Genomic DNA, 26,580 nt, shown 5'->3' with positions numbered 1-26,580 from the left:
CCCCGTCGTTGCCGCGCCGCCGGTTCCGTCGGCCGTCCACTCGGGGGCACCTCGTGCCGTCGTCCACGATAGCGTGGTGAGGTGCCCACTGAACGTCGCGCCCCCTCCTCGATCACTGTCGTTGGTATCGGCGCCGATGGTGTGTCGGGCCTGAGTGATCACGCGCGGGCACTGGTCGCCGAGGCGGACGTCCTGATCGGCTCACCGCGTCAGCTTGCGCTCGTCCCGGACGCCTCCGCCGCCTCGCGGCTCCCGTGGCCCTCCCCGCTCCGTGCCGGTCTGCCCGCGCTGCTGGCCTCGTTGCCGCAGGGGCGAGTCGTCGCGCTCGCGTCCGGGGATCCGCTCGTGTCCGGGATCGCCACCACGCTGATCGGCCTGCTGGGCCCTGACGCCGTCCGTGTCGTTCCCGCAGTGTCCTCGGTGGCGCTGGCCCGCGCCGAACTGGGCTGGTCCGCCGAGGAGTGCGCCGTCGTGAGCCTGGTCGGGCGTCCCGTCGCGCTCTTGGCCCGCGAGTTGGCGCCCGGACGCCGGATCCTTGCGCTGTCCTCCGATGAGACCACCCCGGCGGCGATCGCCGGGCTGTTGTTCGGCGCCGGTTACGGCGCCAGCGTCCTGCACGTCCTCGGCGATCTGGGCTCGGAGCGGGCGTCCCGGATCGATGCCACCGCCGAGACCTGGGACGCCCACCCGCCCCGCCTCAACGTGGTCGGCATCGAACTGGTAGGCCCGCACCGCTATGGCTGGACGGCCGGGCTCCCCGACGACGCGTACGCCAACGACGGCCAACTCACCAAACGCGACCTGCGCGCCTCCGCGCTCGCCCGGCTGGCCCCCACCCCAGGCGCGCTGCTGTGGGACGTCGGCGCGGGAGCAGGTTCGCTCAGCATCGAATGGTCGCGCGCACACCCCACCTGCCGCGCCCTGGCGATCGAGGCCAACGACACGCGCGCCGCCCGCATCGAACAGAACGCCGCGTCCCTCGGCGTCCCGACCGTGCAGGTCGTCCACGGGGCCGCCCCCGACGCCCTGGCCGAGTTGCCCGCCCCCGACGCGATCTTCATCGGCGGCGGAGCGACCGTCCCGGGCGTCCTGGACCGCTGCCTGGACGCATTGCGTCCGGGGGGGCGCCTGGTCGTCCATGGCGTCACCCTCGAAACCGAGGTGCTATTGGCGTCCCGCTACGCCGAACTCGGCGGCGAACTCACCCGGATCAGCGTCGAGACCGCGGCCCCCATCGGTACGTTCACCGGTTGGAAGCCCGCCCGCCGCGTGACGCAGTGGTTCATCCGCACCAAGGGATAGGTCTTCACGACACCCCAGCGGCGTCACCGCGACGCGGGGATGCTCCTGGCGTGAAGCCGCCGCGCAAAGAACAGCAGGGACACCGAGGCCAGCCCGACGGTCACGCCGATGGCCGTTTCGATGATGCGCACCTGCAGAAGCGGGATGACCGGTTGCGGGGAACCCAGTTGCACCATCAGCAAGGCGAGCGGGGTGATGAACAAGAGGGCGAGCGAGTAGTGGCGCAAGACGAACAGTTCGGCCAGGAACTGCAGCAGCACCACCCACACGACGAGTTGCCACGGCTGCGACGGAAACGACAACAGGAACGCGGTGACGACGACGCCCGCGCAGGTGCCGACGACCCGGTGGATGCCGCGCTCGACTCGGGCCCACGTCCCGGTAACCGACAGCGGCACGATCGCGGCGATTTGCGCCCAGTAGGGATGGCTGATGCCCGCCAGTGCGGCGAGTGCCCCCGCAGCGAACGCCACCGCCGCAAACAGCCCCGCGTCCGCCCAGCGCGCCGACCAGGGAACTGGCGCTGGCGGTGCAGGATCCAGACCGTGGTGCGCTTCCCCTAGCCACTGGCCAAGAATGCCAAGGACGACGCACAGGGCTGCGACCGACCCGGCGAGCAGGGCCGCGACGGGGATGGACGCCGCCGGTGGCGCGGACGCCACGGCGGCCACCGAGAACACGGCGAACAGTGATCCTGCCGGGCGAATACCGCGCACCCGGACCACCACCGCCACCACGCCGGCCACGACAGAGGTCACGACCAGCGAGATCCACAACTCCGCGACCGCGGGAATGTGCTCCCCGATGCTGGCGATGGTGGCACCCACGGTGACGCACAGCGTCAAGATGACACCCATGAGGGCCTGCCGCCGGGCTCGGAGCCGCGTCGGCTCGCCGCGGGAATAGATGCCGGTGAACGCCCCGAACCCAACGTAGAGCGCCCAGTCGATGCGTCCGATCAGCAGCAGGCAGATCAGCGGAACAGCGAGCCCGGCGGTGATCCGGAATGCGGGGAGATGATCGGCACGGGAGGGGCCAAGCCGAAGGAACCGCTTCAGGGACGGGTAAGGATCGACCGTCCCGGACACAGCACTCCCCTCTCTGGGCCGCCTCGCGGCCCGAGGTGTTCACGGCACTTCCGCCACACCGGCCCCGAGGATAACTCTCTCCCCGTTGAGTTACGCCCCCGTTGAGTTCCGCCCCCGCTTGATCTGCGACGCCTAGCTGCCGGCCGGTCGCTTCACCCCTGAGCGTTTCGCGCCCCGATCCCGGTGCGGGTCGTACAGGTGGGACTCGGCGCACTGGGGACGGTTGGCGTCCAGTGTGCGTCCCACCAGGATGACCGCGGCCTGACGGAGGCCCGCCTCTTCGACGGCGTCCGCGATGGTGGCGACCGTGCCGCGCAGGATCAGTTCGTCGGGCTGGCTGACCCGGTAGGCGACCACGACCGGGCAGTCCCCACCCAGGATCGGGGCGACCTCGTCCATCAGGACGCGGATGCGGGTGATCGCCAGATGCAGCGCCAAGGTGGCCCCCGTCCGGGCGAACGCTTCGAGGGACTCCCCCGTCGGCATGGCCGTGGAGCGGGCCTGGGTCCGGGTGATGACCAGCGACTGGCCCAGCAGCGGCACCGTCAGTTCGCGTCCGACCGCCGCCGCCGCGGCGGCGTAGGCGGGGACGCCGGGCGTGACGTCCCACCCGACGCCCGCCGCGTCCAGGCGTCGGGTCTGCTCGTGCAGCGCCGAGTACACCGACAGGTCACCCGAGGCCAACCGCACCACGGCACGTCCGGCCCGGGACGCCGCCACCACCGCGTCGGTGATCTGGTCCAGGTCGAGGTCTTGGGTGTCGACCAGGTCGGCGTCTGGGCTGACGTGGGCCAGCACGTCCGGGTCGAGGTAGGTGCCCGGGAACAGCACCACGTCGGCGGATTCCAGCAGCCGGACGGCGCGCACGGTCAGCAGGTCGGCGGCACCCGGGCCTGCACCGACGAAGTGGACGGTCGCGCTCATGCGGACCCCTCCGGGACGAAGCGGGGCGTCCACACGCCTGAGGGGCCCACCCGGGTGCCCGACGCGCCGATCAGGACGAGGCATTTCATGTCGATGGACGCCGGGTCCAACTCCCCGAGCGTCGTGACGGTTAGGGACTCTTCGGACCGGCCGATGTCGCGTCCGACGACGACGACCGTCTCCGGGCTGCGGTGGTCCAGCAGCACCTCGCGGGCTCGTCCGATCTGTTCGGTACGCGAGCGGGACGCCGGGTTGTAGAGGGCCAGCACCAGGTCGGCCTGCGCGATGTGGACGAGCCGGTTCTCGATGACCGACCACGGCTTGAGCCGGTCCGACAGCGAGACGACCGCGAAGTCGCCGCCGATGGGGGCGCCCGCGCGGGCGGCGACGGCCTGGACGGCGCTCAGCCCGGGCAGCACCCGGATGGGGACGGCCGCGAACGCCGGATCCTCTGCCACCTCGAACACGGCCGAGGCCATGCCGAAGATGCCCGCGTCCCCGCCGGAGACGACGGCGACCCGCTCCCCGGCGAGCGCGAGGTCGAGGGCTTCGCGCGCCCGGTCGCGCTCGACGGTGTTGCCGGACGCGTGCCGCGTCAGCCCCGCTCGTTGCGGCACCCGGTTGACGTAGGGGCCGTACCCGAACACGTGGTCGACGTCGGCCAGGGCCGCGGTGACCTCGGGGGTGATCCAGCGGTCCGGGCCCGGCCCGAGCCCCACGACGATTAACTCGGCGGGTGCGGGGGCGGTGAGCGGGTTCTGCGCGGGGGACGCGAGGGCGGGGTCTGCGGCGTCGCGGGTGCGGCGCCCGTTGCGGATGTCGCCCGGCACGATGATGAGCGAGAAGTACGGCACCGTGTCGGCGTCCACCTCGGCGACCGGCGCGACGCGCTGCTGGGGCGTCGAGGCTCGTTCGACGTAGATCGCCCCGTCGAGGCGTCCGGCGGCGGTCAGGGCGCGACGCACCGCCGGGAAGGTGCGGCCAAGCTTCATGATGATGGCGCCGTCGGTGTCGGCCAGGCGGCGCGCCAGTTCGGGTTCGGGCAGCGTGCCGGGCAGGACGGTGAGCACGTCGGTTTGGCGCACGAGCGGGGACGCCGCCGCTGCGGTCGCCGCCGCGAACGCGGGCACGCCGGGGACGATCTGGGTGGCGTAGCGGGCGGCCAGCCGGTCGTGCAGGTACATCGCCGACCCGTAGAACAGCGGGTCGCCCTCGGCGAGCAGGACGACGAGGCGTCCGGCGTCCAGGTGTGCCTCCAGCCGGGCGGCGGCGTCCTCGTAGAACGCTCCCATGGCTCCGGCGTAGCCGCCGGGGTGGGCGGTGTCGCCGGTGGTCACGGGGTAGGTGAGCTGTTCCTCGATCACGCCTGCCGGGAACAGGTCCGCGGCGATCCGGCGGGCGTTCGACGCTTTTCCGGGGCCCGCGTGGAAGGCGACGACGTCGGCGGCGGCGATGAGCCGGGCCGCTTTGAGGGTGACCAGTTCGGGGTCACCGGGCCCGACGCCGACGACGGCGAAGCGAGCGCCCGACGCCGCTCCCCCGACGCCCCCGACGAGTACAGACGTCCCGGTCGCCGTGGCTTCTGCGGCCTCGACGGGTTCTTGGGGTGCGGTCACTCTTCCTCCTGTGCCAGCGCGTTGAGGGCCGAGGACGTCATGGCGGAGCCGCCGCGGCGCCCGGTGACGGTCACGTACGGGATGTCGATGCCGTGGTCGGTGGCCAGGTCGATGAGGGCCTGCTTGGACTCGGCGGCGCCGATGAACCCGACTGGGCACCCCACGATGGCCGCCGGACGCGGCCCGCCGTCGAGGATCAGTTCGAGCAGGTGGAACAGCGCGGTGGGGGCGTTGCCGATGGCGACGACGGACCCTTCCAGCCAGGGTTCCCACAGCGACACGGCGGCCGCGGCGCGGGTGGTGCCGAAGGCGCGGGCCAGGTCGGGGACGCGGGCGTCCTTCAGCAGGCACACCACTTCGTTGTCGGCGGGTAGCCGTGCGGCGGTGACGCCGGTGGCGACCATGGTCGCGTCACACAGGATGGGGGCTCCGCCAGCCAGCGCCGCCCGGGCCGCGCCCGCCAGGCGCGGGTGGATGACCAGGTCGCGGGTCAGGTCGACCTGCCCGGATCCGTGGATCATGCGCACGGCCACCTTCTCCGCGTCGGCGGGGACGCGGGACAGATCCGCTTCGCGCCGGATCGTGGCGAAGGAGTCGACGTAGATCGCCGGTCCGGAATCCACGTAGGGGTAGCGGCGGGTCGGCCTGCGGAGCTCCGTCATGCTTGCGCCCCTGCGGGGATGAAGACGCCCTTCCAGGGCGTGAACACGACCTCGTCGACGTCGGTGAACAGCGCCTCGACACCGGCGGCGTCCAGGCCGTCGTCGCCGACCTCGAGGTGGCGTCCGCCGGGGACGTCTCCGAACGGCAGCGGGCCGGACGCCGCGGGCACGCGCGGGTCGGCGGGCACCGGATCGACGAGGACGCCGGTCATCTCGTAGACGTGCCAGGGGGCGGTGGGGCCGGTGCCGCGGGCGCTGCAGAAACGTTCGGCGAGTTCGGCCAGCGCGCGGGCGGCCTCGGCGAGCGGCACGATGGCGCCGTAGTGCTCACCGACGCGGAGTTGGACGGTGTCGGCGTCGAGGGCGACCAGCCCGAGATCGCAGATCCGGTCGACCAGGTCACCGCGTCCGTCGTCGAGGACGAACGCGAACTTGCCCGGCAGGCTCGGCAGGACGGAGCTGGCGACGATGAGGGCGTCCAACTCCGCGGCGACGCCGCGCAGGTCGGCGCGGCCGCCCGCGATCCCGGTCTGGGGGGAGACGGTGATGTTGCGCACCCGGTCGTGGGTGGGTGCGGGCAGCAGCCCGGACGCTTCGATGGCAGCGAGCGCGTCGGCGTCCAGGACGCCGTCAGTGCCGGGGAACGCCCGCAACTGCAGGTTGGCGCGCGTCGTGGGGCGGATGCGCCCATCGCCGAACGCGGACGCCGCAGCAACCAGGCCGCGGAGTTGCGCGGCGGTGGCGTGCCCGCCGATGAGCCGGACGCGGACGAGGAGACCGTCGGCGGCGGGCCACGGGCGCAGGATGCCCGGGCAGCGGTCGGCGCGGTCGCGGATGGTGACGGACATGGGTTCCACCTGTCAGGTCAGGGGGCCTGTGCGCGGAGGCCCGACGATGACCGCGCGGGCGTCCGCCCGCGTGGGCCAGCAGGTTTTCGGACTCGGGATCACCCGGCCAGCGCACCTTCCCAGGACCGCTGCCCTCAACACCGTGCGGGTGTGAAACCCCACGCGCCGACGCCATCTGCCCCAGTGGTGGCCGCATACGCGGCTCGCCCTGGCCGTCCCCCTCACCGCTGCGCGTCAGTCCCGGATTCGCACCGGGTTCCCTGGGCTCGCGTCGAGCTTGACTGGCGCCCCCACCCTACCGACGCCCTTGCGCGTCCGTGTGACAGCATCGAAACCTGGCCAGAGGTGGCGAGGGGATTCGCCCCACTCGCCGAGTCCATCACGCCTAGCAGACGATCCGAAGGCCGCAAGGAAACACCACTGAATGTTTCTACCTCGAATGATCGATTCTCGATGCCCCCGCCTGGCACGGATGCTCCGGAAGCCCGACCCCTGCGACGAGACCGTCCCGCCCTACACTGACGCCATGGCGGGAATGACCGATCTGCATGAGATCCTCGGCGCGTTGCGCCCCTATGTGCGGCAGGGCGCGTACGTCGTCGTCACCACCCAGACACCGCCCGACATCGTCTATCACGCGCGCATTGTCGAGGACGAGGGCACCACGCTGGTGCTGGACCAGGCAATCGCTGACGAATACCACCTCACTTATGAGGGCGTGTTCGGCTGGATCACCTTGGAGGCCCACACCTCGCTGCAGGCGGTCGGCATCACGGCCGCCGTCAGCAACGCTCTGGCCCGGGTGGGGCTGTCGTGCAACGTGCTCGCCGGGTACTACCACGATCATCTGCTCGTCCCGCTCGACTCCGTCGAGGAAGCCCTGGGCGTTCTCGGGGGGCTCGGCGAGTGAGCGCCCTGGAGATCGGCGGCCACGTCGACGACCCGGTCGAGGCCGCCCACTGCGACGGGTTCCCCATCGCTCAGACGTTCATCGGCGACCCCCAAGCCTGGAAGGGCCACGCCGTCGCCCATCCCGGGGGCGCCGCCGGGCTGAAGGCGGACGCCGAGGCCGCTGGGGTGGGCCTGTTCATCCACGCCCCGTACGTCATCAACGTCGCGACGACGAACAACCGGATTCGCATCCCCAGTCGTCAGATCCTCGCGCGTCAGGTGAAGTTGGCCACTGAGGTCGGCGCCCGTGGCGTCATCGTGCACGGCGGGCACGTCACGGCTGGCGACGACCCGCAGGTCGGCTTCGACAACTGGCGCAAGGCGATCGAGGGGCTCGACTTGACCGTCCCGATCTTCATCGAGAACACCGCGGGTGGCACCAACTCCATGGCCCGCCGCCTGGAGCGGATCGCCCAACTATGGGAGACGATCTCCGACGCGAAGGGCTTCGAGAACGTCGGCTTCTGCCTCGACACCTGCCACGCGCATGCGGGCGGCCTCGACCCGTCAGGCCTCGTGGACGCCATCACGGGCATCACCGGACGCATCGATCTGGTCCACCTCAACGACTCTCGGGACGCCGCCGGCTCTGGCGCCGACCGGCACGCCGTCCTCGGACAGGGCCAGTGCGAGGCCGACTACCTGGTCGAGGTGGTGCGTCAGGCGGACGCCCCGGTGATCCTGGAGACCCCGACCACCGAGGTCTCTCACGCCGAACAGATCGCCTGGCTGCGCGCGCGCCTCTGAGGCGAAGCGGAGGCGTGTTCAGATTTTCTCGGTGTTCACGCAACATGAACACATGACATTCGTGAACACCGCGGGCGACTAGGAGCTTCTGGAGCGCGCCCAAAAGGCGCTTCGCTCCCACGGCGTCCACCTCGGTTGGGCACCGGACGCCGCCGAGGTGATCGTGAGCGTCGATGACGCGCAGACCCGACGTCCAGCCACCGTCTCGCGGGGACTCCTTCAGCGCCTTGCTGGGCGGACCCAGCGACGCATCCCTCGCCCTTCCGTAGCGTCCGCGATGAGAAACCCCGCAGAACCCGCCCGATTGGTCAGGCCATTTCGTGAACTGGGGTGCAATCCGACCGCACAAGGGGCTGGGGACCGCTAGCCTGACAGGGTGACTCGGAGCATCTATGTACTCGCGCCGGAGGGACTGACAGGGAAGTCAGTGGTCGCTCTTGGCATCGTCGACGCGCTCACGCGCGAAGTGGAGTCGGTCGGGGTTTTCCGGCCACTCATCAAGGCCGGTGATACCCCCGACCAGATCCTGTCCACCCTCGTCCATCAACCCGTCATGCACGAAGAGTACGACGAGGCCTACGGCGTGACGTATGACGACGTGCGGGCCGACGCTGAGGCTGCGCTCTCCACCATCGTGGAGCGCTACAACAGCGTCGCCGAACGCTACGACGCCGTCGTCATCCTCGGTTCGGACTACACCGACCACCTCGGCGCGCAAGAGTTGCAGTTCAATGCGCGCATCGCCGCCAACCTCAACGCGCCTGTCGCGCTCGCGGTGTCCGCCCGCAACCGGACCCCCGAGGAGACCGCTCAACTGGCGCGCAGCACCGTCGACGCGCTCAGCAAGCAGCATGCGTCCACGATCGCCATCATTCCGACGCGCACCCCCGAAGGCGACCAGGGGCCGTACGTCCACGCGATCACGACCGCATTCCCCGACGTGGTCGTCGGCACGTTGCCGGCCAATCGAGTGCTCGCCGCACCGACCCTGGGCGCTCAGGTGCAAGCGATCGGCGCCCGCCAGATCGCCGGTCGCACCGACGCTCTCAGCCAGGAAAGCCAAAGCATCCTGGTGGCCGCCATGACCCTTCCGAACGTGCTGGGCCGCCTCGAACCGGAGTCGACGGTCATTGCCCCCGGGGACCGCACTGAGCTGATCCCCGGGATCATCTTGGCGCAGCGTTCCGGCGCGTTCCCGCCCCTGGCCGCATTGGTGCTGACCGGCGGCTACGAGGTCCCCGAGTCGATGAGGAAGCTCATCGCGAACATCCCCCAGGATCTGCCGATCTTCGTCACCGACCTGGGCACGTTCACCACAGCAGAGAAGCTCTTCGGCCTGGAAGGCACGATGACGAGCTCCGACCGCAAGACCGAACTCGGTCGTCGGTTGTTCTCCGAGAACGTGGACGCCGACGCGCTGCTGGCCGCCATGCGGGTCGACCGCGCCGGGATCCGGACGCCGCTCATGTTCGAGTACCAGCTCAGCGAGATGGCACGCCAAAACAAGCGTCGCATCGTGCTCCCTGAATCCGGCGACGACCGCATCCTGGAAGCCGCATCAGCCGTCCTGCGTCGGGGGACCGCCGAGATCATCCTGCTGGGCGACCAGACGGAGGTGAAGAGTCGGGCGCTCGCCCTGGGGCTGTCCCTGGAGGGCGCCGAGATCGTCTCCATGGAGGATCCCGACCTCGTCGAACGCTTCGCCGCCGAGTACGCCACGCTGCGCGCCAAGAAGGGCGTCACGCTGGAGCAGGCCCGCGCCAAGATGACCGACCCCAGCTACTTCGGCACGATGATGGTCCACCTGGGCCTGGCCGACGGCATGGTGTCCGGTGCGGTCAACACGACGGCCAACACGATCATCCCGAGCTTGGAGTTCGTGAAGACCAAGCCGGGCGTCTCCGTGGTCAGCGGCTCGTTCCTGATGTGCATGGCCGACCGGGTCGACGTGTACGCCGACTGCGCCGTCAACCCTGATCCGTCCGCCGAGCAGCTCGCCGACATTGCGATCAGCTCCGCCGCGACGGCTGTCGCGTTCGGCATCGAGCCGCGTGTGGCGATGCTGTCCTACTCCACGGGCACCTCCGGTAAGGGCGCTGACGTCGACAAGGTCCGCGAGGCCACCGAAATCGTCAAGCAGCGCGCCCCCGAGCTGAAGGTGGAGGGCCCGATCCAGTTCGACGCGGCCGTCGACCCGACGGTCGGCTCGAAGAAGATGCCGGGCTCCGAGGTCGCCGGACGCGCGACCGTGTTCATCTTCCCCGACCTCAACACGGGCAACAACACCTACAAGGCGGTGCAGCGGTCGGCGGGAGCCTTGGCCGTCGGCCCCGTCCTGCAGGGTCTCAACAAGCCGGTCAACGACCTGTCTCGCGGGGCGCTGGTGGACGACATCGTCAACACCATCGCGATCACCGCGATCCAAGCTCAGCACAGCTGATCTGAAGGCCGGACGCTCAGGCGTCCGGCCTTTCGCTGTCGCCGCACGGTGACAGCACCCCATCCAGCCGGGGATTCCCGGGAACGACGGGCGCGCGCCGCGTCCGAGAAGGAGAACCATGGCAACGCCGATCCTGCTGCTGAACGCTGGCTCGAGCTCCATCAAGTACCAGATGATCGACGCCGACACCGACGAGGTGATGGCGTCCGGTCTGATCGAGCGCATCGGCCAAGAGGTCGGCGTCCTGACGCACAAGGTGAACGGCGAAGAGTTCGTCGCCAACGAGGAGTACACCAACCACACCGTCGCGCTCGCGTCGATGGTGCAAATGTTCGCCGATCACGGCCCCAGCCTCGACGACGTGAAGGCTGTCGGGCACCGCACCGTCCACGGCGGCGACAAGCTCACCTCCACCACGCTGATCGACGAGGACGTGGTGGCCACGCTGGAGGCGCTGTCCCCGCTCGCCCCCCTGCACAACCCGGCCGGGATCGCGGGCATCCGCGGCGCTCAGAAGGCCCTGCCGAACGTGCCGCACGTCGCCGTCTTCGACACTGCGTTCTTCTCGACGCTGCCGCCGGAGTCCTACACCTACGCCATCTCCACCGACCTGGCTCGCGAGTACTCGATCCGCCGCTACGGCTTCCACGGCACGAGCCACGACTACGTCTCCCACCAGGCCGCCGAGTTCCTGGGCAAGCCCTACGACCAGACCACGCAGATCGTGTGCCACCTGGGCAACGGCGCATCCATCTCCGCCATCAAGAACGGTGTGGCGGTCGACACGTCCATGGGCCTCACCCCGCTGGAGGGCCTCGTCATGGGCACGCGCTCGGGTGATCTCGACCCGGGCATGATCGCCTACCTGCACCGCGAGGCTGGCATGAGCACTGACGCGATCGACACCCTGCTGAACAAGGCCTCCGGCATGCTCGGGCTCGCGGGAGCTTCCGACATGCGTGACGTGGAGACGGCCAAGGAGGAGGGCGATGCGCGCGCCCAACTCGCCTGGGACGTCTATATTCGCCGCATCGTCGGGTACATCGGGCGCTACTACGTGCTGCTGGGCGGCATCGACGCGCTGACCTTCACCGCGGGCGTCGGCGAAAACTCCGCCGCGGTGCGCCGCGACGTGGTGGAGCGCCTGGCCGTCCTGGGTATCACGCTGGACACCGTCAACAACACGGTCCGTTCCAAGGAGCCGCGCGCCATCTCCGGCAAGGACTCCTCGGTGGCCGTCCTGGTGATCCCCACCAACGAAGAACTGCAGATGGCCCACGAAGTGAAGGCCGTCATCGCCTGATCCTTCCGCATGGAAGAACGCGCCAACGCAGGGCCCTGGGGGTAGTGACCTCCGGGGCCCTGCGTCATCCACCACGCCCTCCCGAACGGCTCATCGCCCCTTATGCCCAGCGGAAACGCGAGTTACCGTGGATCAATGAACGCAAACTCAACCGCACTCGTGACCGGAGCAACGTCGGGAATCGGTGCCGAGTTCGCCCGACAACTCGCCGAGCGCGGCCATGATCTCGTGCTGGTGGCACGCAATACCGATCGGCTCGACAAGCAGGCCCACGAACTGGCCTCCCGCTACGGGGTGTCATGTACCACCCTTCCCGCCGACCTGGCGCTGCGTGATGATGTCGAGCGCGTCGCCGATCGGCTCCGCTCCCCTGTCGATCCCATCGACATTCTCATCAACAACGCCGGATTCGGGTTCACCACGATTCTCACCGACGAGGACACCAGCGACCTCGAACGGGCCATCGACGTCATGGCGCTAGCCCCTCTCGTGCTGGGCGCCGCCGCAGCCCACACCATGATTCCGCGCGGTCACGGACAGATCATCACGGTGGCCTCCCTGGCGTCCTGGGTCACCCAAGGCGCCTACTCGGCGATCAAGGCGTTCGCCAAGGTCTGGTCCGAAGGTCTCTCGGTGGACTTGGCGGGAACGGGGGTGACCGCCACCGCGCTGTGCCCCGGTTGGGTCACCACCGAGTTCCACCAGCGCGCCGGGCTGGCAGGCCAGGCCCGGTCCATCCCCACCTGGGCATGGGTCAGCCCTCAGCGCTGCGTCCGGGAAGCCCTCATCGACGCCGACAAGGGCAAAGTCCTCTCGATCCCGACCAAGCGTTGGAAGATCGCCGCGTTCCTCCTGCAACACCTACCCGCCAGCGCCGTGCAAGCCATCAGCCGTCGGTTGGCCGCGTCCAAGGTGCAGTAGCGCGCTCCGTAGCCGCCCTGTCGTCCAGGAGGAGCGGGGCTAGGCACGTGGTGCAGAATGGGAGGGTGCGGAACAAGGTGATCCCTCGGTGAGCAAGGACGACCTGGGCAAGTACTCCAACAGGCCAGGCGCCATTGCGCGCTTCGTCGCGCAGCAGCTTGTCATGAAGCCGTACGTGTGGTCGGCCCTCTCGGTTCACGTTCACGGGCTGCGACGCCTCGATGGCTTGAACGCGCCGTTCATCGCGATCGCCAACCACTCCAGCCATGTGGACAGCACCGTGATCTACGGGGCGTTGCCGCGTCGGCTGTCGAAGAATCTGGCAGCGGGCGCCGCCGCCGACTACTTCTTCAAGCAGAAAACCAAATCGCTCGGTACGCGGCTGTTCTTCAACGCCTACCCGGTTGATCGCGGTGGCATGCGGGGGCATGCGGGCTTGTCAGGACGCCTGCTCGACGAGGGGGTGCCGTTGCTGATCTTCCCCGAAGGCACCCGCTCCCGCACCGGCGCGATGGCCCCCTTCAAATCGGGGGTGGCCGCCCTCGGCATCCAGCACAGCGTCCCGATCCTGCCGATGGCACTGGTGGGCGCCTACGCCGCTATGCCGTACGGCCAGAACCTGCCGGTCCCCGGTCGGCCGCCCGTCCACATCGTGTTCGGCGTCCCCCAGCGCGCCCTTCCTGGCGAAACGGTCCCGCACTTCAAGGATCGGCTCTACAACTACGTCGTCGAGCTTCACGACTCGACCGCCCGCGCGTATGGCATGCCCACCCAAGAGGACTTCCACCGCTCCGTGGCCCTCAAAGCGGCCGCCAAGCGCGCCCAAGCCGCACTGGAATCCGGCAAGGACGAGGACGCCGACACCCCGAACAGTTAGGCGAACCACGGCGCCCCGCCTCCCCCTTTATCGCCGTAGAAGGGGCGCCTCCGGGCCGCCAGGAATCCCGTCCACGGGTGGGCTAGTCGAGTTGTCCCCGGACGCGCAGCATGCCGGTGAGGAGTTCGTCCCGGCGGGTGATCCGGGCCGGGTCCACGGGCGCGCCGTAGGCGGCTGCGGCGGCCTCGTACAACGGCGCCAGCGCCTCGTTGGACCAATCGAGATCGTTCAGTTCGATTTTCGCGAACGACTCGCGCAGCAGGTCCATGAGCCCCTGGACGCCAGCCGCGCCGCCTCCCATGGCGGCCGCCTCGACGATGCCCACGCACGCAAACCGCAGGCCGAGGCTGTTCTTCATCACCGTGTCCAGATCCTCGACCGACACCACCCCGTCGAGGACCAGCCCGAACGCTTCCGCCCACAGTGCCTTCTGGAGCCGGTTACCGACGAAGCCGGGTACCTCCCGGTGCAGGACGGCGGGCTCCATCCCCAAGGACGTGTAGAAGGCTCGCGCGCTGTCCAGCGTGGCCGCCGCCGTACGCTGCCCCGGGACGACCTCGACCAGCGGCATGAGGTGAGGCGGATTGAACGGGTGCCCGATCGCGACCCGGGCAGCGACGTCGTCGGACGCCTCAGCGGTCATGTCGGAAGGCAGCAGAGCCGAGGACGACGAGAACCACCAGGCATCCGCCTTTCCGTGGCGGGCGAAATCGGCGATGAGTTCACGCTTAAAGGCCAAATGCTCGGGCCCCGACTCCTGGATCAGATCCGCTTCCGCTAAGGCCGCCTCCCGGTCGGGGACGACGCGCACCCTCGCGCGCTCGTCCTCGGTGAGAGGCAACCCGGCAACAATGTCGGTCAGGTCAGGGCGAGGATCGCAGACCAGCACCTGATGGCCGTGCGCGACGAATCGCCGCAGCCACGACAGCCCGATGGTGCCCGCACCCAGTACGCAGATGTTCATGGACTGTCTCTAGTCGCTGCGGCGACTCCCCGCAAACCCCCGTGCCCGGCGCCCCTCTCAGGCCGGAGCCTGAGCGAGGGACGCCACCGGGACCATCCGCGTCCGGGCAACCGCGGCCACGGCCCCGACCGTCCCGACGATGGCCCAGCCGACAAGGATGAACAACGGGATCGTCACATTGCCCGTGGTGGATACCTCACGCACGGCGTCCAGGGCCGGGGAGACCGGCGACAGGCCGCGCAGGGCACCGAAGATCGACGGCGCCGTGGACGTGGCCGCCGTCACGATCGTGATCATGACCAACGCCAGCGAAATCAACCGGCCGATGTTGCCTGCCAGGCGGGCCAACGCGAAGTTCACCAGGGCGAACGCTCCTCCGGAGACCACCAGCACCAACGCGAGCAACGCACCTTCGGACGCTGTGAACCCGAGCGCGACGGCCCCCATCAGTGACAGCAGCAACGCCTGGCCGGTGATGATCGCCAAGCCCGGCACGAACGCGCGACTCAGCAGCTGCCCGCTGCCGGCCGTCGACAGGGCGGAGCGGCGATCCGCGCGACCCCACGCGGCGAAGGTAGCCAACGCGCCCACCCACAACGCGGCAACCAGCAGCAGGCTCACCCAGGCCAGGTGCGGTCGGGCCAGCAACTCGACGGCGCTGGTGTCCACCGGCGCCGAGACCACATCAGCGAGACGATCCCGATCGGCATCGCTGTAGGTGGGGATCTTGCCCGCGCCCTCGGCGACACCGTCGGCGAGCGTCCGGGTGCCGGTCGCGAGACCGTCAGCACCCCCCGCCAACTGCCCCAGGCCATCGGCGAGCTTTCCGGCACCGGCTGCCGCCTGATCCACACCGTTGGTGTAGGCATCGACGCCGCCGCTCAGCTGCCCCAGACCGCCCGCCAACGCGGACGCTCCCGCTGCCGCCTGGTCCACACCACCGGTGTACGCCTGCACCCCGGTGTTGAGCTGGTTCAGGCCACCGGCCAGCCCGGTGACTCCGCCCGCGATCGCGTCGGTGCCCTGAGCCAGGCCCCGCGCACCGTCGGCCAACTGGGTGGCTCCCCCGGCGAGTTGGTGCCCGCCCGCCGACAACGCACGACCGCCCTCATCGAGCTGGGTGCTGGCAGCGAGGAACTTGTCCAGGAGCTCCAGCACCTCGGCCTTCGAGGTCGGCGTCCCGGCCGGGATCTGCGATTCCAGCTCGGTCAGCTTCGCTTGCACGGTCGGCGCCCACGCAACCAGCCGCGTCGACGCGGCAGAGAGCTGATCCAGCAGACGAAGAATCTGCTCGCCCGCCTGCTGCATGCTGGTGGCCTGCGCCGCAACATCGGACGCATTCGACGCCAGCGTCGCCGTAGACGACTCCAGCGCAGCGCCGGACGCGGCGGCCTGCTTCTCGGCCGCAGCCACACCCGCCTGGAACGCGGCACACCCACCCTCAACGTCAGCCAGATCCGTCGGGCAGGCGACCTTCGCCGTCGCCGCCGTGCGCGCCTGCTTCACCGAGGATGCGACCTCCTGAGCGGACCCGGCCAGCGAGGACGCGGCATCGGCAATGCCGAACGTCTGCTTCACATAGGCGCGGATCTGGTCGATGGTCTTCTGCACCTGGGCGTCGAAAGCGATCGCGTCCTGCGTGAGGGTGGAGACCGACTCCTTGATCTGCGACACCCAGCCCGCCCATTCGGGAAGTTGTGCGATCAGGTCGCGGATGGGACGAACCAGCCCCGAGACCGTCCCGGTGTACTGACTGACGCCCTGGGTGTATTGGGTCACGCCATCGGCGTAGGTCTCGACACCGGTCGCGTAGCGGTCGGCGCCTTGCGCCCACGTCCGGGTCCCGTCAGCGAGCGAGCTCGCCCCGCTGGCGAGTTGGTCGGCTCCCGACGTGGCGGAGGCGACGCCGTCACGCAGCTTCGCACCACCAGCGGACGCCTGCCCGAGCCCGTCGGCCAGCTTCTTGGCGCCATCAGCGGACTGGGCCGCGCCCTGACGCAACTGCGGCGAACCCGCCGCAGCCTGACCGAGGCCGTCAGCGAGCTTGCCCGCGCCGTCGGCCGACTGACCGGCCCCGTCGGCCAGCTGGCGGGCGCCGTCGGCGAGCTTGGCGGTGCCGTCGACCATCGACAGCATCTGGGCCGCCATGTCGTTGAAGCCCAGGTAGATGTTCGTCAGGTACTCCCCGGTCAAGAATCGGTTCAAGGCGTTGGAGGCCGCATCAGCGATCGACTGGCCTAGGGCCGTCTCCGAGATGCCTGCCACAGGGGAGGTCTCCACGTGAATCGTCGCCTTGACGGCCTCGTCGGCGGGCTTGCTGAACGAGGACGCCGCCGCGGAAAACTCCTTGGGGATCGTCACGACGGCCGCGTAACGGCCCGACTTCAACCCTTCAGCGGCCTTGTCTGCCGAGGCCATCACCCAGGTGAAGTTCTGGTCCCGCTTGCTGTCGACCAGTTCGGCGGCGAGCTGACGCCCCAACGGCATCACTTGGCCGTTGACGGTCACCATCTCGTCGTTGTTGACGATGGCTGCCTGGACGCCTTTCAGCCCGGCGTCGGCGCGTGAGGTCCCCCACACCAGGCCCCCGGCCACCAGCAGCGGGACGAGGAGAAGGATCAGGGCTGTGAGCCACGAGCGAGTGTGCTTCATGCGGCACCTCCAATGAGGACGGAACGGTGCACGCCCAGCGGGGGCGTGTGATCGGTGTCGTCGGCGGCAGAAACGCCTGCCACGACGGTGATGTCATCGCGATGCGCCAAGGCGGCCAAAGCGGCCCGGCCATCGGGATCGAGACGGTCGGCGTTGTCGACGGCGACCAGGGAGCCCACCGGATCCGCGAGCGCACGCGCGGCGTCCGGATCGGTGCCGTCCACGAACGTGGCCTCGCGTCGGATCAGGCCCGCCTGCTGCGGCAGGACGCAACCCAGCACCTTGAGGTCACCCGAGGTCAGCGCCAGGCGTCCGGTGAGGGCCAGCAGGAGGGCACGGCGGGCGCCGGGGGTACCGTCCACTTCGACGTGCCCGCCGCGCGGGACGTCCAGATCGATGCCCTCGAACAGGACCGCGCCGCCATCGCTGGCACCCAGCCCCTCACCGTAGACGGCGTGATCTGCGCCCGGGTAAGGCCACTCGGCCAGCGCGAGCTGGTGTGTGATGGCTTCACCTTCGGCGTCCAAGACGGGCATCCGGCGCGACAACCACCTGGGAAGCCACCAGGCCTTGCCGTGGAGCAGGCTCATGACGGCGGGGCCGAGCGTCATGCGCACCAGGAAGGCGTCGATGGCGACACCGACTGCCAGGCCGAACGCGATCGGCTTGATGGTGCCCGACCCTTCCGGAATGAAGAACGCGAACACCGAAATCATGATGACCGCGGCCGCCACGACGACCTTGGCCGAATGGCGAAAGCCCATCTCGGTGGGGTTGGTGTGGTTGCCGTGCACGAACTCTTCCCGCATCCGGGAGGTCAGGAACACCTCGTAGTCCATGGCCAGGCCGAACAGGATGCCCATCAAGATGATGGGGAGGAACGAGATGATCGGCTGCGGCTCGTGCAGGTTGACCAACTGGATGCCCACGCCTTCGTTGAACACGAGCGTGGTGAGGCCGAAGGCGGCACCGACACTGAGCAGGTAGCCCAGGGCCGCCTTTACCGGGACGAGGATCGAGCGGAACACCACGGCCAACAAGACCAGGGAGAGCCCCACCACGAAGATCCCGAAGGGGAGCAGGGCCGCAGCCAACTGGGCCGAGACATCGATGGCGATGGCGGTGAAACCCGTGACTGACAGGTCGACGCCGTACTCGTCGTGCCAGTGAGGTTCGAGAGCACGGAGCTGATGGACCAGCGCCTGGGTGGCGGGATCGTCCGGCCCCGTCGTCGGGATGACCTGGATCATCGCCGTGTCGACGTTCGGGTTCGGGATCGCCATCGCGACCGTCTTGACCCCGGGCACCGCCTCGATTTCCTTCTTCAGGTTGTCGAGCAGGCCCATCGGGTCCGTGGATTCCACGATGCTGCCGGTGATGACCAGCGGACCGTTGTAGCCCACCCCGAAGTGCTCGCTGATGGCGTCGAAGGTGACGCGGTCGGTGGCACCGGGTGGGTTACGGCCGGAGTTGGGGAGCGCCAACTGGAGGTTGGCGGCGGGGATGGACAGCGCGCCCAGCAAGGCGATGACGGCGACGACCGTGACCGCGGGCACCTTGGTGATGACGCCGACCCACCAGCGGGACGCGTCGAAGCGCTTCTTGTCTGGGTTCTTGACCGGCTTGGGCGTGAGCCGGGCCCCCGCGAAGCCGAGCATGGCGGGCAGCAGCGTCAGCGCGAGCGCCACCTCGATGGCGACGGCGACAGCGGCAAACACGCCCATGGTCGTGAGGAACGGGATCCCGGCGATGCTGAGCCCGACCAGCGCGATCACCACCGTCAGCCCGGCGAAGACGACGGCCGACCCCGCCGTAGCGGTAGCCCTGGCGGCGGACTCCTCGGCGTCCATCCCTGTCGCCAACTGGTCTCGATGCCGGGAGACGATGAACAGCGAGTAGTCGATCCCCACGGCCAAGGCGAGCATCAGCGCGAGCATCGTGGTGGTCGAGTTGATCGGCATGATGCCCGCCGCGGCGACGATCACCAGCATGGACGCCGCCGCGCCGACGAGCGCGTTGACGATGGGCATGATCGCGGCACGGAACGAGCCGAGCACGAGGATCAACACGATGATCGCGACGACGACGCCGATGCCTTCCACCACGCTCAGGTGCGGCATGTCGACCGAGAACACCTCCCCGCCCACGTGGACGGTGCTGCCGGGAATGGCGGCCTGCAAGGCGGCCCCGGCGTCCAGGAGGGTTTGGCGTTGGGCGTCGGTGAACTCCGAGACGGAGAGGTCCTTGATGTTGACCCGGATCATGCCCGCGACGCCGTCGTCGCTGATGAGGCCGGACACGTACTCGTTGTACGGCGTCTGCACCGAATCCACCCACGGGATCTCGTCGATGTGACGCCCCGCCGCCTCGATCGCGTCCTTGACGTCGGCGTCGGTGATGTGGTGGCCAGCAGGCACGATCACGACCATCGTCGAGGACGCCATGGCCGCCTGCGGGAAGGTCATGCGCAACTGGTCCAGTGCCACCTGCGAGGAGGCCCCGGGGATGCGGAACTGATCGTCGAACGAGCCTCCGACGGTGGCGGCCACGGCCCCTAGTCCGACCAGGATCGCCAGCCACAGCGCAGCGACACGGCGCCGCGCGTGCCACGACGCGCGAGCTAGCCGATAGATCCAAGTGGACACGCGATTCCGCCTCTCGATACAACTATGTATTCAATACGGTACTGTATGGATTTGAAGGACCCAACCCGTCATCGAACGCCGGACGCGGTTCGCCTCGCCAAGTCAAGGGAGCCATGACGCACGTCACGCCACGTAGGGCCGCCACACGCGAGCGGCTCATCGACGCTGCTATTGACGTGTTCGCCAGCAAAGGCGTCATGGGGGCCTCGGTGGAGGAGATCTGCGAGGCTGCCGAGTTCACCCGCGGCGCGTTCTACTCCAACTTCGACGACAAGGACGACCTGTGCGTCGCCCTTCTGCAACGACTCCACGACGATGAGGTTGCTGCGCTGCACGCCGCCGTCGAGAGCATGGACCGCATTGCCGCAGGCACCGACCTCGACACCCTCCTGCTGGCCGCGATCGAACTGTTCTACGCCTCCCGCACCGACGATCCGCGCCGCGTCCTGACCGGGCAAGAACTCCGCCTGCATGCGGCCCGCTCCCCGAAGATGGCCCAGGCCTACCGGTTGTTCCACGCTCGCACCGCCCAAGCGGTCGCGGACATGCTGGAGCAAGCACTCAGCGAGTGGGGCTACGAACTCGGCACGAATGGTCCCACCGCCGTGAGCGTCCTGCATGCCGTCTACGACTATGGCGCTTTGGGCGCCCTGATCGGCTCGGACACCATCGAGGGCGACGTCCGCGTCCCGTTGCTCATGGAGGTCGTGCGGGCGCTCATCCACCCGCTGACCCCTTCCTCCTAACAGCGCCTGCGCCGCGCCCACGCTCGGCCACCTCGCCGTGGTCCCGGCGCGTCGCCTGCCACCCTCATGCGCGAGCGGCAGGATGGGCCATGCCTGCCCCGGTCATCTCGGAAAGGCTCCCCCATGCGCCGCAGGACCCTCCTGCTCCTTCTCGGTGGCCTCGGGACCGGCATCGCTGGCTGCACGGCAGCGCCCGCGCCCACGACGCCCGCGGCACCTCCCAGCAGCGCCTCCTCGTCCCCGACCCCGACCGCAGGACCGCGCTGGCCGCTCACCGGACGCCCCCTGGGGGATCCCTCGGCCGCGCAGCACGCCGCGATCGCGGTCAAAGTGCCCGACAACCGCAACGAGCACCCCCAAGCCGGCATCAACGACGCCGACATCGTCTTTGTCCAGTTGGAGGGCTATGCGGACGCCAACGGGGAGAGCGCGACGCGCCTCGCACCCTTGTTCCACTCGGTCCTCCCGGACGCCGTCGCGCCGGTTCGCTCCGTGCGGCCCGTGGACGTGCCGCTGTTCGCCCCCGCGCATGCCGTGGTGGCGAGCACGGGAAGCTCCGAATGGGTCACGAACTATGCCTCCCAGTTCAGCGGCTTCCTCGACGTCTCCTTGACCAATCAGGCGGCCGCCAAGCAGGGCGCCTACTCGATCGATCGGTCACGCGTCCGCAAACTCAACGGGACCACCTACTACGACCGGGCCGTCGTCAGCCATCCGCGCGTGCTCGCCGGGCTGGCCCGGGAGCCCTTCACCGCGGGCCCGACGCAGCCCTACTTCCCCTTCGCGGTGACCGACGCCGACGTCTCGACGCTCACCGGGACGCCCACCACACGCATCCGCGTCCCCTGGAAGGCGGGAGGCGCCTACACCATGGGGTACGACTACGACGCGTCGGCCGGGGTGTACCTGCGCAGCATGCCGTGGGGTCCGCACGTTCTCGCCGATGGGCAACGGGTCACGACGGACAACGTCGTGGTGATCAGGGCCGGGCAGCGCACCGCGAAGCTGGCGCCCGGGGGCGGGGCACCGGACCCGATCCACGACATCATCGACGGTTCGGGCACGTTCTTCTATGCGCACGGCGGGAGCAGCGTCCAGGGGACGTGGGCCAAGGGCTCGGTGGAGTCCCCGTTCGCGTTCACGTTGGCCGACGGGCGGCCTCTGGCCATGGCGCCGGGCCGCACGTTCGTCGAACTCCCAGCCCTGGACGCGGACGTGCAGTTGTCCTGAGCGAGGGCGGCGTCAGCTGGCCCAGCGGCCAGTGAAGTACAGCCACGCCCACACGCCCTGGATGACCAGCGCAGCGGCCGCGATGATCCCGCCGACCACCATCCAGCCGCGGGTGCGGGGACGCGAGGAGACCACGTCGTCGATGAGCCGCCACAGCGGGAACCACAGCAGCACCGCACGGTTCACGCTCATCAGCCAGTAGGAAAGGGAAAAGGCCAAGACCTGGACGCCCACCCAGGACGCCTCAGCAACCCGACGTTTCGCGAGCGCCACCACCGTGACCACGAGACCCACGATCCACGAGATCAGCTCCGCTCGGAACACCCACGGCCACTCGGGGTGGTCGAGGTTCGGCGTCCATAGGGTGTTCCAGTGGTTGACCAGCGCCTCCCAGGGCCAATGGAAACCGCGCTGCCAGCCTGCCTCTTGGGCGGAGAACCACGCCGTCCAGGATCCGGTGAGCCCGTAAAGGTAGGTCACGTAGACGACGATCACGGCGGCGGGGAGCACCAGCCAGGAGAGTCGTCCGGCGAGGCTCTGCCCGCGTCCTCGTTTCTGGGTGAGTGCCAAGATCACGAGCGCCCCGATGAGGAAAAGGCCCGACACCCGCAAGGTGGAGGCGAGTGCGGCCAGCACGGCGGCCTGCCCCCACTTGTCCTTGGTCGCTCGCTCCCACGCCCAAAACGCTGCGGCGCAGAAGGGGGATTCGGTGTACGGCACTGCGGTGAACACGGCAGTGGGGGCGAGCAGCCAGGCGATGGCGCCCCACGGCCCGGCGATCCGCTTGAGTGCGAAGGCCGCCACCAGGGAGCACACGAGCGCGACGATGGTTCCGCCGAGCACCTTGGGGATGCCCGTGAGGCCGAGGGCGTGAAGGATGAGAGGCCAGCCGGGGAAGAACGCCATTTCCTTGGGGTCGGCGTAGCCCTGCGCCGAGATGGCCACGAAATGTGCCACGTCCCATTGGGCCACCACCGACTCCAGCGAGCGGGTGTTGATGATGGCGATGCTGACCGCGATCACGGCGAGCATCAAACGGCTCACCAACCAGATTTGGACGATGCGGAGGTTGTCGTCCTCCAACCGCTTTACGCGAGCCACCGGCGCCCCTCCACCGCCTTCGCGGTCACGATGTCGCGCACCACGCGGGTCACGAACCAGATCTGGGTTCCCATCCTGACGATGATGGCGACCCAATAGCCGCGCGGCTCGCCGTCACCGGCGTACAAGTTCCCCGCCAGGTAGGACCACACCGCACCCCAGTAGATGAGTTCCCCCGCAGAGAACACCACCCAATCCACGACCTTGGGGCGGGCGAGCACCGCCAGGGGCAGCAACCAGAGCATGTATTGCGGGCTGTAAACCTTGTTGACCAGGCAGAAGGCCACCACGATCAGGAAGGCCCCTTGGGCGAGGGTCGGTGTGACGGGTGCGCGCAGGTAGGCGATCGCGAGAGCGACCGTCGCGAGCACGAGGAGGGAGGCCATCACCAGCGACAGGTGCGGAACGGTCCACCCGAGGCCGTCCAGCACTAGCCAGATGGAGCCCAGGTCGGCGCCACGATCCGCGTTGAACGTCCAAAAGTGAGCCCAGCCCTGCGGCGTGGCCACCATGATGGGCAGGTTGACCAGCAGCCAACTCCCCGCGGCCCCCGCTGCGGCCAGCGCTCCGTCGCGCCAGCGGCGTTCGCGGAGGCACAGGAACGCCAGGGGGGCCAGGAGGAGAGCCGGGTACAGCTTCGCGGCCGTTCCGAGCCCGAGGAACACACCGGCCCAGCCGGGGCGCCGCCGCCCCCACGCCCAGATGGCTGCCGACGTGAGCACCATGGGCAGGAGATCCCAGTTGATGAGGCCCGCCAAGGCGACCAGAGGGCTGGCGGCCAGGAACAGCGCCGCCCAGCGGAGGTCGCGGGATTCTGGTGCCGCTCGATCAAGCGACGCCCACCCCACCCAGCCACGGTCGCGGACTGGGCCGATCTCGCTGCGGGGCATCCCGACATGGACGATGACGAGCCCCAGGAAGCACAGGAACAGTGCCACCGCGCTCACGCCGAAGAAGGCGAGCATCCGATCCCCGGGGAAAACCCCGGAGATGATGCGCGTCACATAGATGAACAGGCCGGTCAGGACCGGGTACTCCAAGTCGGCTTGGAGGTAGGGGATCTGGGCCTGTTCGATCCCCCGCCACCCCCACAAGGCGGTGATGTCGGAGTAGCAGCCGGCCGAATACTGCAGTCCGGGGTTGGCCAGGCACGGCGCTTGCCGCGCCATGAGGATCGACCACGTCACCGTCGCCAGGCCGAGCGCGACAACGGCAGGGGGCAGCCGCGGAGCGGCGGAGGGGACCGCACGGCGGCCCCGCCACGCACCCAGCACCGAGGAGACGGGGGAAGCGGTCATGCCCCAGGGACGCTACGGGCGAGCCGTGGGCGTCGTGGTGGGCTTGCCGGGGGGCGTGTGGGTCGGACGCGTCGTGGGTCGGGCCGACGTGGGGGCATCCGTTGGCTCGGTCGGATCCTCCGGATCGACCGGGTCCGCCGGTTCCGGCTTGGTCGTGGGGGTCGTCGGCTGCGCCCCGGACATCGGCGCTGCGGTCGGCACGGTGGCGGTCGGGCTCGGCGCAGGCGGCGCAGTGAAGCTCCCCTTGCGCGTCTGCTTGACCGGGGCCGGGAAGTCGATCTTGTCCTTACCGGCCATGGCGACCTTCATGTAGGCGTTCCACCCGACGGCCGAATAGGTCGAGCCATAGGTGTTGCGGCCCAGGTTGCTGCGAGCCTCAGGACCAGCGGTCAGCACGAACGCGGTCGAGATTTGCCGGGTAGCGCCCACGAACCAGGTGGCCAGGGTCTCCCCGTTGGAGAAGTTGGTACCCGTCTTGCCTGCCACTTCGTACTTCAAGCCAGCCACGGCGGCCTGACCGGTACCGTCCTGCGTCACACCCAGGAGGGCATTGACGGCATTGATGGACACATCGTTCTCGACGGTCTGCTCGGGATTGATCGTCGGGCTGTACACCACCTGGCCCTTCATGTCGGTGACCTGGGCGATGATGTGGGGCGTCGTCCGCCGCCCCTCGTTCGCCAAGGTGGCAAAGCCGCGCGCCGCCTCCAAGGGAGACACCTCGGCGCTACCGAGCGGGATGTTCGCCGTCGCCTGCCACTTGTTGTTGGTCAAACCAGCGTCGAGCGCCGCCTGGATGACCTTCTGCGGGCCGTCCTTCATCTGGGTGACGAGGTCCACGTAAGCGGTGTTGATGGAGCTAGTGGTGGCCTTCTCCAACGTCACGGGGCCGTAGTTGTGGCCACCGTTGGTGATGGGTTTGGGCTCGCCCTTCAGCGTGAACGTGTTGCCGTTGAACCGGTCCGTGAGGGAGGCCCCGTCCCGCAGCCCGGCCACGAGGGCCCAGGGCTTGAACGTCGACCCAGCCGCACGAGGGGTGGTGGCGTAGTTGGTGTAGTCAGCGGTGTAATTCGGGCCGCCGTACATCGCCAGGATCGCGCCGGTGCCCGTATCGATCGAAGCGATCGCCGGGTGGTAGTAGTTCGGATCCTGGTTCTGCGCCTTGGCGATGCGGTTCGCCTGGTCCTGTGCGGCGGAGACAGCGGCGTCCTGCATGGTCTTGTCGATGGTCGTCGTGATGCGCAGACCGCCACCTTGGATCTGGGCGTCGTCGAAGCCCGCACCCTTCAATTCGTCTTGGACCATCTTCAGGAGGTGGCCCTTGTGCCCACCCCACCGTGACTCCGCCGAATCCAGGGCGGGGAAGTCGGGCAGCGCGGTGTAGATCTGGGCGCGCTGATCATCGGTGATGTACTTCAGCTTCACCATCTGGTTCAGGACGTACTGGTAGCGCTCCAGCAGGTCGCGCCGCTGGGCCTCGCCGCGCCCCGGATCGAGGTTATTGGGCGAGTTGATGATGGCAGTCAGGGCAACCGACTGGGCCAGGTTCAGGTCTTTGGCGTCCACTCCGAAGTACGCCTGCGAGGCGGCCTGGATGCCGTACGCGCCCCGGCCGAAGTAGACGGCGTTGAGGTAGCGCTCCAGGATGTCTTCCTTGGAGAGTTCCTGGCCGATCTTGAGTGCCACGAGGATCTCGGTGAGCTTCCGGGTGAACGTCTTCTCCTGCGTCAGGTACATGACCTTGACGTACTGCTGGGTGATCGTCGACCCGCCGACGGCATCCTTCGGGCCCACGAGGGACGCGGCGGCGCGCATCAGACCAGCGATCGAAATGCCCGGGTCTTCCCAAAACGTTTCGTTCTCCCCGGCAACCACCGACTGCTTCACGGTCTGCGGCATCTCCGACAGCGGGATCGAGACGCGATTCTGCACGGCGAACGTGCTCATCTGCTCCTGACCATCGGCGTAGTACACGCTGGTCAGGTTGGTCTGGAAGTCGGTGTTGGGGTTCGGGATGCCCTGGCGGGCGTAGAGGACGCCGAAGACACCGGCGCCGATCACGGCCAGAGCAACGCCGACGATGACGATCCACTTGAGGATGGACAGCACGACGCGGCCCGGCGTCCTGGGCTTGCGCCCGGTGGAACGCGACGCGCTCGGGGGTGTCCCCTGGCTGCTATCAGTCATGCTGGTCCTCGACGAGTCGGCGCCCAGACAAGGGTGCTGGGCTAGGGAAATCGCACCCAGGAGCGGACGCGATCATGC

The 26,580-nt window shown here is 69.0% G+C and carries 20 protein-coding genes and 1 riboswitch; of the genes, 9 read left to right on the top strand and 11 right to left on the bottom strand.

The genetic code is table 11. From position 1 onward, the window contains the following. Positions 1 to 81 precede the first annotated feature (81 nt). Positions 82 to 1,302, top strand: coding sequence for a precorrin-6y C5,15-methyltransferase (decarboxylating) subunit CbiE (cbiE, locus tag C1706_RS11995; RefSeq protein WP_129459486.1), 1,221 nt, complete (start codon positions 82 to 84; stop codon positions 1,300 to 1,302). Between the two features lie 23 nt (positions 1,303 to 1,325). Here the strand turns inward: cbiE and C1706_RS11990 are convergent, their stop codons facing one another. From C1706_RS11990 to C1706_RS11970, 5 genes are all read right to left on the bottom strand, one after another. After that, positions 1,326 to 2,390, bottom strand: coding sequence for an FUSC family protein (locus tag C1706_RS11990; protein WP_129459485.1), 1,065 nt, complete (start codon positions 2,388 to 2,390; stop codon positions 1,326 to 1,328). 132 nt (positions 2,391 to 2,522) lie between these two features. Beyond that, a complete protein-coding gene (locus tag C1706_RS11985) occupies positions 2,523 to 3,314 on the bottom strand; it encodes a cobalt-precorrin-4/precorrin-4 C(11)-methyltransferase (protein ID WP_129459484.1) in 792 nt (263 codons plus the stop codon). Next, entirely contained in the window at positions 3,311 to 4,795 is a 1,485-nt protein-coding gene (cobJ, locus tag C1706_RS11980; RefSeq protein ID WP_241653562.1) for a precorrin-3B C(17)-methyltransferase, read from the bottom strand. The genes C1706_RS11985 and cobJ overlap by 4 nt, the downstream gene beginning before the upstream one ends. Positions 4,796 to 4,926: 131 nt before the next feature. Next, entirely contained in the window at positions 4,927 to 5,592 is a 666-nt protein-coding gene (locus C1706_RS11975; RefSeq protein ID WP_129459482.1) for a precorrin-8X methylmutase, read from the bottom strand. Beyond that, entirely contained in the window at positions 5,589 to 6,440 is an 852-nt protein-coding gene (locus tag C1706_RS11970) for a ferredoxin-like domain-containing protein (RefSeq protein ID WP_180316865.1), read from the bottom strand. Before C1706_RS11970 ends, C1706_RS11975 begins: the two co-directional genes overlap by 4 nt. Before the next feature lie 80 nt (positions 6,441 to 6,520). Continuing rightward, positions 6,521 to 6,702: riboswitch (cobalamin riboswitch) on the bottom strand. 264 nt (positions 6,703 to 6,966) lie between these two features. On the opposite strand from C1706_RS11970, the gene C1706_RS11965 reads away from it, so the two are divergent. From C1706_RS11965 to C1706_RS11940, 6 genes are all read left to right on the top strand, one after another. Next, on the top strand, positions 6,967 to 7,350 hold the full coding sequence (locus C1706_RS11965) for an ACT domain-containing protein (protein ID WP_129459480.1): 384 nt from the start codon (positions 6,967 to 6,969) through the stop codon (positions 7,348 to 7,350). Then, positions 7,347 to 8,138: a deoxyribonuclease IV gene (locus C1706_RS11960; RefSeq protein WP_206661118.1), complete on the top strand. Its 792-nt coding sequence runs from the start codon at positions 7,347 to 7,349 to the stop codon at positions 8,136 to 8,138. Before C1706_RS11965 ends, C1706_RS11960 begins: the two co-directional genes overlap by 4 nt. A gap of 376 nt (positions 8,139 to 8,514) precedes the next feature. Next, a complete protein-coding gene (gene pta, locus C1706_RS11955) occupies positions 8,515 to 10,578 on the top strand; it encodes a phosphate acetyltransferase (RefSeq protein WP_129459479.1) in 2,064 nt (687 codons plus the stop codon). 118 nt (positions 10,579 to 10,696) lie between these two features. After that, positions 10,697 to 11,881 carry an acetate/propionate family kinase gene (locus C1706_RS11950; RefSeq protein WP_129459478.1) on the top strand — a complete coding sequence of 395 codons (1,185 nt, stop codon included), beginning with the start codon at positions 10,697 to 10,699 and terminating at the stop codon, positions 11,879 to 11,881. A gap of 135 nt (positions 11,882 to 12,016) precedes the next feature. Then, positions 12,017 to 12,802, top strand: coding sequence for an SDR family NAD(P)-dependent oxidoreductase (locus C1706_RS11945; protein ID WP_129459477.1), 786 nt, complete (start codon positions 12,017 to 12,019; stop codon positions 12,800 to 12,802). Between the two features lie 88 nt (positions 12,803 to 12,890). Beyond that, positions 12,891 to 13,679, top strand: a complete 789-nt coding sequence (locus tag C1706_RS11940; protein WP_129459476.1) for a lysophospholipid acyltransferase family protein — start codon at positions 12,891 to 12,893, stop codon at positions 13,677 to 13,679. Between the two features lie 82 nt (positions 13,680 to 13,761). Here C1706_RS11940 and C1706_RS11935 read toward each other — a convergent pair whose 3' ends face one another. From C1706_RS11935 to C1706_RS11925, 3 genes are read right to left on the bottom strand one after another with little or no spacing between them, the layout of a single operon-like run. Then, a complete protein-coding gene (locus C1706_RS11935) occupies positions 13,762 to 14,643 on the bottom strand; it encodes a 3-hydroxyacyl-CoA dehydrogenase family protein (protein WP_129459475.1) in 882 nt (293 codons plus the stop codon). A gap of 57 nt (positions 14,644 to 14,700) precedes the next feature. Beyond that, positions 14,701 to 17,295, bottom strand: coding sequence for a YhgE/Pip domain-containing protein (locus C1706_RS11930; RefSeq protein ID WP_129459474.1), 2,595 nt, complete (start codon positions 17,293 to 17,295; stop codon positions 14,701 to 14,703). Then, the gene (locus tag C1706_RS11925; RefSeq protein WP_129459473.1) at positions 17,292 to 19,940 is read right to left on the bottom strand and encodes an MMPL family transporter; all 2,649 of its coding nucleotides are present in this window, start codon (positions 19,938 to 19,940) and stop codon (positions 17,292 to 17,294) included. The genes C1706_RS11930 and C1706_RS11925 overlap by 4 nt, the downstream gene beginning before the upstream one ends. Before the next feature lie 113 nt (positions 19,941 to 20,053). Here C1706_RS11925 and C1706_RS11920 point away from each other — a divergent pair, with 113 nt between their 5' ends. Then, positions 20,054 to 20,686: a TetR/AcrR family transcriptional regulator gene (locus tag C1706_RS11920; RefSeq protein WP_129459472.1), complete on the top strand. Its 633-nt coding sequence runs from the start codon at positions 20,054 to 20,056 to the stop codon at positions 20,684 to 20,686. Positions 20,687 to 20,809: 123 nt separating this feature from the next. Continuing rightward, positions 20,810 to 21,916: a DUF3048 domain-containing protein gene (locus C1706_RS11915; RefSeq protein WP_129459471.1), complete on the top strand. Its 1,107-nt coding sequence runs from the start codon at positions 20,810 to 20,812 to the stop codon at positions 21,914 to 21,916. Between the two features lie 12 nt (positions 21,917 to 21,928). Here the strand turns inward: C1706_RS11915 and C1706_RS11910 are convergent, their stop codons facing one another. Genes C1706_RS11910 through C1706_RS11900 form a run of 3 tightly spaced genes read right to left on the bottom strand, consistent with a single transcriptional unit; the run spans position 21,929 to position 26,502 of the window. Then, positions 21,929 to 23,017 carry a mannosyltransferase family protein gene (locus C1706_RS11910; protein ID WP_129459470.1) on the bottom strand — a complete coding sequence of 363 codons (1,089 nt, stop codon included), beginning with the start codon at positions 23,015 to 23,017 and terminating at the stop codon, positions 21,929 to 21,931. Beyond that, positions 23,005 to 24,315, bottom strand: coding sequence for a glycosyltransferase family 87 protein (locus C1706_RS11905; RefSeq protein WP_129459469.1), 1,311 nt, complete (start codon positions 24,313 to 24,315; stop codon positions 23,005 to 23,007). Before C1706_RS11905 ends, C1706_RS11910 begins: the two co-directional genes overlap by 13 nt. Positions 24,316 to 24,327: 12 nt before the next feature. Further along, positions 24,328 to 26,502: a transglycosylase domain-containing protein gene (locus tag C1706_RS11900; protein ID WP_129459468.1), complete on the bottom strand. Its 2,175-nt coding sequence runs from the start codon at positions 26,500 to 26,502 to the stop codon at positions 24,328 to 24,330. Between the last annotated feature and the right edge of the window lie 78 nt (positions 26,503 to 26,580).

It is taken from the genome of Propioniciclava flava, assembly GCF_004126535.1.
In the GTDB taxonomy this organism is placed as follows: Bacteria; Actinomycetota; Actinomycetes; order Propionibacteriales; family Propionibacteriaceae; genus Propioniciclava; species Propioniciclava flava.
Note: the sequence above shows the minus strand (reverse complement) of the source record. Positions and strands in the feature narration are given on the sequence as shown.